General features: G+C 70.8%; 10 protein-coding genes and 1 pseudogene. 3 read left to right on the top strand and 8 right to left on the bottom strand.

The features are described 5' to 3' along the window. Positions 1-90: 90 nt before the first annotated feature. The 4 genes and pseudogenes from ACFYO2_RS49335 to ACFYO2_RS49320 all read right to left on the bottom strand — a co-directional run. A pseudogene (locus ACFYO2_RS49335) lies at positions 91-612 on the bottom strand (hypothetical protein); the annotation flags it as partial. A 217-nt stretch (positions 613-829) separates the two neighbouring features. Further along, complete coding sequence (locus ACFYO2_RS49330) at positions 830-1,363, bottom strand: DinB family protein (protein ID WP_388364009.1); 534 nt, start codon at positions 1,361-1,363, stop codon at positions 830-832. A 25-nt stretch (positions 1,364-1,388) separates the two neighbouring features. Then, positions 1,389-1,583, bottom strand: coding sequence for a DUF397 domain-containing protein (locus ACFYO2_RS49325; RefSeq protein ID WP_388364006.1), 195 nt, complete (start codon positions 1,581-1,583; stop codon positions 1,389-1,391). Then, positions 1,567-2,406 carry a Scr1 family TA system antitoxin-like transcriptional regulator gene (locus ACFYO2_RS49320; RefSeq protein WP_388364003.1) on the bottom strand — a complete coding sequence of 280 codons (840 nt, stop codon included), beginning with the start codon at positions 2,404-2,406 and terminating at the stop codon, positions 1,567-1,569. The genes ACFYO2_RS49325 and ACFYO2_RS49320 overlap by 17 nt, the downstream gene beginning before the upstream one ends. A 117-nt stretch (positions 2,407-2,523) precedes the next feature. On the opposite strand from ACFYO2_RS49320, the gene ACFYO2_RS49315 reads away from it, so the two are divergent. Beyond that, entirely contained in the window at positions 2,524-2,916 is a 393-nt protein-coding gene (locus ACFYO2_RS49315; protein WP_388364012.1) for a hypothetical protein, read from the top strand. 2 nt (positions 2,917-2,918) lie between these two features. On the opposite strand, the gene murQ is transcribed toward ACFYO2_RS49315, so the two are convergent. After that, complete coding sequence (murQ, locus tag ACFYO2_RS49310; protein WP_388364000.1) at positions 2,919-3,854, bottom strand: N-acetylmuramic acid 6-phosphate etherase; 936 nt, start codon at positions 3,852-3,854, stop codon at positions 2,919-2,921. 117 nt (positions 3,855-3,971) lie between these two features. Next, complete coding sequence (locus ACFYO2_RS49305; RefSeq protein ID WP_388363997.1) at positions 3,972-4,865, bottom strand: MurR/RpiR family transcriptional regulator; 894 nt, start codon at positions 4,863-4,865, stop codon at positions 3,972-3,974. Positions 4,866-4,920: 55 nt separating this feature from the next. Here ACFYO2_RS49305 and ACFYO2_RS49300 point away from each other — a divergent pair, with 55 nt between their 5' ends. Both ACFYO2_RS49300 and ACFYO2_RS49295 read left to right on the top strand, forming a co-directional pair. Further along, positions 4,921-5,304: a hypothetical protein gene (locus ACFYO2_RS49300; RefSeq protein ID WP_388363994.1), complete on the top strand. Its 384-nt coding sequence runs from the start codon at positions 4,921-4,923 to the stop codon at positions 5,302-5,304. Continuing rightward, entirely contained in the window at positions 5,301-5,579 is a 279-nt protein-coding gene (locus ACFYO2_RS49295; protein ID WP_388363992.1) for a DUF4031 domain-containing protein, read from the top strand. Before ACFYO2_RS49300 ends, ACFYO2_RS49295 begins: the two co-directional genes overlap by 4 nt. A gap of 15 nt (positions 5,580-5,594) precedes the next feature. Here the strand turns inward: ACFYO2_RS49295 and ACFYO2_RS49290 are convergent, their stop codons facing one another. Together ACFYO2_RS49290 and ACFYO2_RS49285 are read right to left on the bottom strand one after the other, a co-directional pair. After that, on the bottom strand, positions 5,595-6,671 hold the full coding sequence (locus tag ACFYO2_RS49290) for a GNAT family N-acetyltransferase (protein ID WP_388363989.1): 1,077 nt from the start codon (positions 6,669-6,671) through the stop codon (positions 5,595-5,597). A gap of 27 nt (positions 6,672-6,698) precedes the next feature. Next, entirely contained in the window at positions 6,699-7,346 is a 648-nt protein-coding gene (locus ACFYO2_RS49285) for a hypothetical protein (protein WP_388363986.1), read from the bottom strand. Between the last annotated feature and the right edge of the window lie 125 nt (positions 7,347-7,471).

The raw sequence follows: 7,471 nt of genomic DNA, 5'->3' as shown, positions 1-7,471 counted from the left end.
TCCTCAAGCCAAAGCCCTTACGCTTTGGTGACGAGACGGACCTTCCGGGCAGAAATGCCCGGAACGCTGAGAACCGCTGAGGTTCTGAGCAACGGGAGCGAGGGCCGCGCAGTCGGCGGCGGAGAGGGAGAGCGCGGGGATCTCGCGACCGAGGGCGGCGAGGAGGAGGTAGGCGCGGGAGCGGGTCGGCGGGGACGGCCGGGATTCTTCCGGCACGTCACCTCGTGTGAAGGCTGCCCACCAGTCGTCGTCGCGTGCGGTACGCGACCACCACGATCGGGTGATCCAGCGGGAGCCGGAGGACTCGGCGTTCAGTTGTTCGCGCCCTCGGCGCAAGTGCCCTGCGTTCTGGATCCTGTTGAGGGCCGTGCGGAGGGCGCACTGTCCGTACGGCAGTACCTTGGCCAGCGTCTTTACGGAGATGTCGGCGCCGTCGGGGAGGCGGTCGATGTACGAGGCAATGGCGGCTTCGCGCAGCGGGAGATGGGCGAAGTCGTGTGCGGCGCGGGGGCGTTGGTCGGGTGCGGTGCGTTTGCCGTAGCCCGGTTTGGCCAGGGGGTGCGGGGACGCGTGCGTGGGCATGGAGGTAGCACTAAGCTTGGCCTCAGCCATGGGATCGACCTCTACTCGATCTCGTTGGTTAAGCCCCCGCAGGTGTTGCTAGCACCTGGCGGGGGCTGTTCGTTATCTGGGCACGCTAGACGATCGTGACTCTGCGTGGCAAGCCGAACGCGTCAAGTCAACACGCTGGGTGGGAAGGTGGGTTGAGGCCCTCCACCCATTCCATACAAAGAGGGCTCGGAGCTGGGGACTTGAGCTTCGGGTCCGGTCAGCCCATGCTCTTGGCGCCGTCCAGGGACTCGCGGATGATGTCGGCGTGGCCCGCGTGCTGGGCGGTCTCGGCGGCGATGTGCAGCAGCACCCTGCGGGCCGACCATCGAGCCCCGGGCTCGTTCCATGGGGCCTCGGGCAGCGGGTGGGTGGCGTTCAGGTCGGGCAGGGTCGTGACCAACTCGTCGGTCCGGCGGGCCGTTTCGTCGTAGTCGGCCAGGACGCCGGCCAGTGTCTCGCCGGGCAGCATCCGGAACTCGTCGGCCCGCCGGGCGAAGTCGGCCTCGGTCATGGCGGTGAAGTCGGGCATCGCCGACGGGCCGTTGAGGATGAAGCCCGCCCAGTTCCGCTCCACCGACGTGACGTGTTTGATCAGGCCGCCCAGGCACAGCGCGCTGGCGGTGGTCCGCTGCCCGGCCTGCTCGTCGGTGAGGTCGCGGGTGGTGAAGCGCAGGAAGTGTCGGCTGTGGGCCAGCATTTCCAGCAGGTCGGCGCGCTCGTCGGTGGTGATGGCGTGTGTGGTCTCGGTCATGGGGCCACGTTAGGAGCCATTGAGGTCAGATACTGACCTCAATGACCGCCTCGACGAATGTCGCCCATGTCTCCGCCCGGAACACGAGCTTCGGGCCGTGTGGGTGCTTGGAGTCGCGGACGGGGACGGCGGTGGGGTGGCCGTCGGCGACTTCGAGGCAGTCGCCGCCGCTGCCGCCGCTGTAGCTGGACTTGCGCCAGGTCTCAGGAGTGTTCCTCATGGGCGTAATCCTGCGCCATCGCCTCGATCAGGGCCAGGGAGTTCTGCGGCGAGAGGGCGCTGGCCGTGAGGAGTTCGTAGGTGAAGCGCTGGTGCCTGACGATGGCCGGGTCGTCCTCCAGCCGCCCGGTGCCGACGCCCTCGAAGTAGACCAGCGGAGGGGCGTCCTCGAAGTCCATCAGCTTGATGGAGCCCTCCATCGCCGCGTGCGCTCCCGCGCCGAACGGCAGCACCTGCACGATCACCCGGCCCCGTCGAGCCAGGTCGGCGACGTGACGCAGTGCCTCCGCCATCACCCCGCGCCCGCCCGTAGACCGGCGCAGCGCCGCTTCGTCAATCACCGCCCACAACAAGGGCTCTGTTGGATGGTCGAGGATCCGGGCCCGCTCCACCCGGGCCGCCACCAGCCTCTCGATCTCCTCGTCCGGAGCCGTCGGCTGATACGCGCGGCACACGGCCCGTGCGTAGGCGGGCGTCTGAAGCAAGCCGGGGATCAGCAGCAGTGCGTACTGCCTGATCGCCGTGGCCTCCGCTTCCGCCTCCGCCGCCTCCGCGAAGTGCTCCGGATACTTCGACTTGGCCGACGCCCCGCAGTTCCGCCGGAAGAAGTCCCCCGTCCCCAGCACTTCGTCCAGCAACCGCGCGTACTCCGGCTGCATCCGCCGCGTCCCCGCCTCCAGCTGTCCCACGAACGACCCGCTCACGAACAGCCGTTGTCCGAGTTCCTCCTGGCTGAGGCCGGACTTCTCTCTCGCGTGGCGGAGTTCGGACCCAAGCAGCGCGCGGGGTGAGGATGACGGGTCGAGGTCCTTCGGTCCAGGCATGGCGACTCCCGGTCAAGCAGCAGAGGTTGTTGGGCCGTCCCGTATAGCCAGGTTAGGGGCGTGACGGACACGCTGTGTTGTGAACAGACAACTCAGCGTGGAGGTAGGTAGATGACTGTGCGGCCGACCGAAGAAGTCGTGGAGTGCCTGCGGGAGGCCCTCGTGGGCGTCGGCATCACCCTGCCCTCGCTCCGCGTCGACCCCGTGACCGGCGCGAGCGACGAGCCCTTCGCTCTCGTCGAGCTCGGGCGCTGCAATGTCCGTACCGCCGAGCGGCTGGCCTCCGTCCTGCGCGGGGAGCGGCCCGCGATCGGTACGCATGTCGTGGACGTACGGGACGGGCGGCTCGGGGAGGTGATGGGGCACGTCGGTGGGCGGGTGCAGCTCCGGCCCGTCGTCGGCGGGCGGGAGTGGGATTGCCCACCGGAGTCGACGGGACCCGCGCCGCATGAGGAACTGTTGCGGGCGCGGGTCCGTAGGGCCAACAAGGAGGGGCGGCTTCCCTGTTGACGTCAGCGGGTCGCTGCCGCCAGCGCCGCGCGCAGATGACCGTCGGAGTCCTCCAGGAGGCGGGCGGCCGTCGGGCCGTCGATGTCGGCGAGGATCGTCAGGATGGCGTTCTTCACCTCGCCGTCGGTGGCGGCGAGGGCGCGCTCGATCTCGTCGTCCCGCGCGCCGGTGGCGAGGGCGACGATGCGGCGGGAGCGGGCGCGCAGCTTCTCGTTGGAGGCGCGTACGTCGACCATGAGGTTCCCGTACGTCTTGCCCAGGCGGATCATCGTGATCGTCGACAGCATGTTGAGGACGAGCTTCTGTGCCGTGCCCGCCTTCAGGCGGGTGGAGCCGGTGAGCAGTTCGGGGCCGACGACGATCTCGATGCCGTGCTCGGCGGCGGCCGCGAGCGCGCTGTCCGCGTTGCAGGCCAGGCCGATGGTCAAGGCGCCCCGCTCGCGGGCGTGTTCGACCGCGCCGATGGCGTACGGGGTACGGCCGGACGCGGAGATGCCGACCACCGTGTCGTCCGGGGTCAGCGCGAGCGCGTCGAGGTCGGCGCGGGCCAGCTCCGCCGAGTCCTCGGCCCCTTCGACCGAGGTGACCATGGCTTCCCGGCCGCCCGCGATCAGCCCGACCACCTGGGACGGGTCCGTGTTGAAGGTCGGCGGACACTCGGACGCGTCCAGCACACCGAGCCGCCCGGCGGTACCGGCACCGGCGTAGACGAGCCGCCCGCCGCGTGCCATTCGCTCGGCCACTGCGTCGATCGCGGCGGCGATCTCCGGAAGCCGCTGCGCGACCGCCGTCGGAACCGCGGCGTCCTCGGAGTTCATCAGCCGGGCGATGTCGGGGGTGGGCAGCCGGTCGATGTCAGCGAGCTCGGGGCGAAAGGCCTCAGTGGTGAGGGATTCCAACTGGGCCTGGAGGTCACGGGGATCGGAGGTAGAGGTCATGGTGAGAGGCGGCTCTTTCAGATGTCCGGTGTGATGTTGTACCTAAAGGGGCGCGGGGAACTGCGCGACCAGCCACAACGGACCCGCAGAGACCCACCAGACAGCCAGAGCCACGGTCTACCGCCGCTGCCGGTGCCGATGCGCCAACGCCTCGTACGACGCCGCCAGCGCCGGCCCCGCCGTCTCGTACGTCCGTTGCGCCACCCCCACCAGCAGACAGTCCACCACCAGCAACTGGCTGGTACGGGAGGACATGGCCGCCGGCCGCAACTCGCTCTCCCGTGCCGTCGACGTCGTCAGCACATGGTCGGCGTACTGGCTCACCGGTCCGTCCGGCCGCCCGGTGATCGCCACCGTCGTCGCCCCGTGTTCGAAGGCGACCCGCAGCGGCTCGATGACGTCACCGGTCGACCCCGAGTGCGTGATCGCGATGGCGACATCGCCCGCGCGCAGCTGCACCGCGTTGGTCACCGCCAGGTGCGGATCGCTGTGGGCGTGGGCTATCAGCCCTATCCGCAGCAGCTTCTGGGTGAGGTCCTGGGCGACCAGCCCGCTCGCGCCGACGCCGTACACATCCGTCCGGCGCGCCCCCGCCAGCGCGGAGACCACCGCCCCGAGTTGCACGGTGTCGAGGCCGGCAGCCGTGTCGGCGAGGGTCTGCCGCTCGTCGCAGGCGAGTTTCGCCACGACGTCGGCGATCGGGTCGTCCACCGCGATGTCCGTGGTGAGCGCGGGCGCGCGGCCGGACTGCTGCTGGGCGGCGAGGCCGGCGAGGGCGAGGCGCAGGTCGCGGTAGCCGGGGTAGCCGAGGATGCGGGCAGTGCGGACGACCGTCGCCTCGCTGGTGCCGGTGAGTTCGGCGAGGCCGGTGACGGTGAGGGCGGCGCAGCCGGCGGGGTCCTTCGCGACGGCCTCGGCGACGCGTTGCATGGAGCGGGTCATCGAGGGGACGAGGGTGCGCACCTTCGAGGCGAGACTGTTGCCGAAAATTTCCTTCACATCCTGGGTCACAAATGAAAGATATTTTCGACTCGGTCTTGTGGTCAAGAGTGCGCACAATGGGTGCATGGACCCCATCAGCCCCCTGGAGCAGGCGTTGCACGCGGCACGCGCCCTTGTGCTCGCCGACCTGGCCGCGGGCGAGGTGGCCGCCGCGGACGTGGTGTCGATGGTCGAGGACTCCGTCGTGCAGCGGCGCTGGTGGGTCGAGCAGTGGCCGGACGGCGTGCACTACGTGGCGGGGCTGGTCGCACAGGACGTACAGGACTCGCTGCTGGAGCGGTACGGCCGCTGGCCCCTGTGCCCGGTGTGCGGCACCGGCGACCCGCACGCGCTGGAGGTCGAGCCGGAGCTCGGTCCCGACCCGCACTGGGTGTGCCACAAGGCGGGCGTGAAGGTCGCCGCGGTGGGGGCCCTCGGGTCGGCGACCGGCGGGACGCCGTCCTCGTGACGGTGTACATCGACCCGCCCACCTGGCCGGGTCACGGGCGCATGTGGTCGCACCTGGTCAGCGATGTCTCGTTCGCCGAACTGCACGCGTTCGCCGATGAGTTGGGCGTGCCCCGGCGGGCCTTCGAGCGGGACCACTACGACATTCCGTCGCACCGGTACGCGGACGTGGTGGCCGCGGGGGCGGTCGAGGTCAGCAGCCGGGAGGTGGTGCGGCTGCTGCACGGGGCGGGGCTGAGGAGGCCGAAGGGGCGCAGTCAGCCGCGTAGTTCGTAGGCCGAAGTGGCGCAGTCAGCCGCGTAGTTCGTAGGCCCGCAGGCCCCCGTCGTCGACGTACTCGTTCACCTGCGTGAACCCGGCGCGAGCGATCACTTTCTGGGACGGGGCGTTGTCCGGCTCGATGGTCGCGAACAGCGCCCGTACGTCGTCCCGGGCCAGCGCCCACTCACACAGCGTGCGCAGTGCCTCGGTGGCGTAGCCGTTGCCGCGAGCGCCCTCCACCAGGTCGTAGCCGACCTCGGCCGTGCTGTCCTCGTCCGGCGGGCCGTGGAAGCCCATGCCGCCGATCGCGCGGCCGTCCCCCCGCCGTACGAGGGCGAACAGGCCGAACTCGGGGCGGTGCGTCCCGGCCTCGTAGGCCTTCAGCATCATCGAGGCGGCCTCCAACGTGCCCTGGAACGGGCCGCCCTCCAGCCAGTCGAAGCCTCCGTCGCCGCCGGTGAGCAGGTCGGCGGCGGCCGCCGGAGTGACGCCCTGCAGCGTGAGCCGGTCGGCGGGGATGACGATGTTGTTGGACCAGCGCCACTCGGTGACGGGCGCGCGGCCGGGCAGCTCGCCGCGGCCGGTGGCCCACAGCAGTGTGCGCCAGTGGCCGGGGCCGGGCTGGACGTGCGGGAAGATGCGGGTGAGGACGTACTCGGCGAGTTCGGCGGGCGGCTCGTACGCCAGGCCAAGCCCCTCGGCGATGTCGTGCGTGTGCAGCAGCACCTCGGCGACGCTCATCGCGGCGAAGCCGTCGCGGTCGGCGCTGCGGAAGGGGAACGGGTGGAAGGCGCGCGCCTCGCGGGGCGCGGTGCGCACGGCGGCGACGAGCAGCGCGGCGGCCGCCTCGACGACGTCCAGCAGGCCGTCGTGGTCGGTGCCCTCGTCGAGGGTGATCTCGAAGGGGACCCACGCGCTCTGCGCCCGGCCCGCCAACTGCCCCGCGTACGCCATGAGGCAGCTCGCGATGTGCATGCCGGTCCGCTGACAGTTCCACTCCAGCCGGCCGGCCCTCACCCCGTCCCAGTCGCGCTCCGTCGTCGTCCGCAGCAGCGCCATGGCGCCCGCGACTGCCTGTTCCACCCGATCCCCGCCCGTGTCCAGCATGGGTGCAGGGTATGAGGGCCGCATGCCTCAGGTCGACAGCATTTCGAGCTCGGCGGTGAGGTTGTAACGGGCCGTCGCCTCCCACTCCGCCTGTCCGTACGGCGTCCTGAACAACCGTGGCAGGGCGAGGAGTTGGCGGAGAATGTCGGCTCGGCCCGCGCGGAAGGCGTCCGACGGGACGAAGCCGTACTCCTCGCGGACCGCGGCCGTGTACGCGGCGTACCCCGACGGCGGCGCGGCGAGGATCGACAGGTCGGCGTCGCACAGGACCTGGCCGTCCGGGTCGTCGTCGGCCGGGTCGTGGGTGGTGGTGAGGCGGACCAGGCGGGCCACCTCGGCGGTCTTGTCCGCCGCCAGCCCCGCCTCGGGCAGGGCGCGTTCGGCGAGGCGGGCGGAGCGTTCCTCGTTCTCGGAGCGGTCGGGGAGGTAGACCGCGTCGTGGAACCAGGCGGCGAGGCGTACGACGTCCGGGTCGGCGGCGTACTTCTCCAGTACGTCGACGTGGTCGAGGACCGCGGTGAGGTGGGTCAGCGTGTGGTAGCGGCGCTGCGGCTCCTGCCAGCGGGTCAGCAGGGCCTCGGCGTACGGCGCCGGGTCGGGGCCGGCGGCCTCGTGGCCCCGGGCTCCTTCCAGGGCACGGACGAAACGGGTGCGCAGGGCGTCGGGATCGGCCATGGGCCCATTCTCCCCTCGAGCTGTACTCGGCCGTTGCTCAGAACCTCAGCGGTTCTCAGCGTTCCGGGCATTTCTGCCCGGAAGGTCCGTCTCGTCACCAAAGCGTAAGGGCTTTGGCTTGAGGA

The organism is Streptomyces sp. NPDC006602 (assembly GCF_042870385.1).
Taxonomy (GTDB): domain Bacteria; phylum Actinomycetota; class Actinomycetes; order Streptomycetales; family Streptomycetaceae; genus Streptomyces.
Note: the sequence above shows the minus strand (reverse complement) of the source record. Positions and strands in the feature narration are given on the sequence as shown.

Bases quoted from the DNA above. Each gene is read 5' to 3' on its own strand.
- ACFYO2_RS49330 (WP_388364009.1), bottom strand. From the start codon at position 1,363: ATGACCGAGACCACACACGCCATCACCACCGACGAGCGCGCCGACCTG.
- ACFYO2_RS49325 (WP_388364006.1), bottom strand. From the start codon at position 1,583: ATGAGGAACACTCCTGAGACCTGGCGCAAGTCCAGCTACAGCGGCGGC.
- ACFYO2_RS49320 (WP_388364003.1), bottom strand. From the start codon at position 2,406: ATGCCTGGACCGAAGGACCTCGACCCGTCATCCTCACCCCGCGCGCTG.
- murQ (WP_388364000.1), bottom strand. From the start codon at position 3,854: ATGACCTCTACCTCCGATCCCCGTGACCTCCAGGCCCAGTTGGAATCC.
- ACFYO2_RS49300 (WP_388363994.1), top strand. From the start codon at position 4,921: ATGGACCCCATCAGCCCCCTGGAGCAGGCGTTGCACGCGGCACGCGCC.
- ACFYO2_RS49290 (WP_388363989.1), bottom strand. From the start codon at position 6,671: ATGCTGGACACGGGCGGGGATCGGGTGGAACAGGCAGTCGCGGGCGCC.
- ACFYO2_RS49285 (WP_388363986.1), bottom strand. From the start codon at position 7,346: ATGGCCGATCCCGACGCCCTGCGCACCCGTTTCGTCCGTGCCCTGGAA.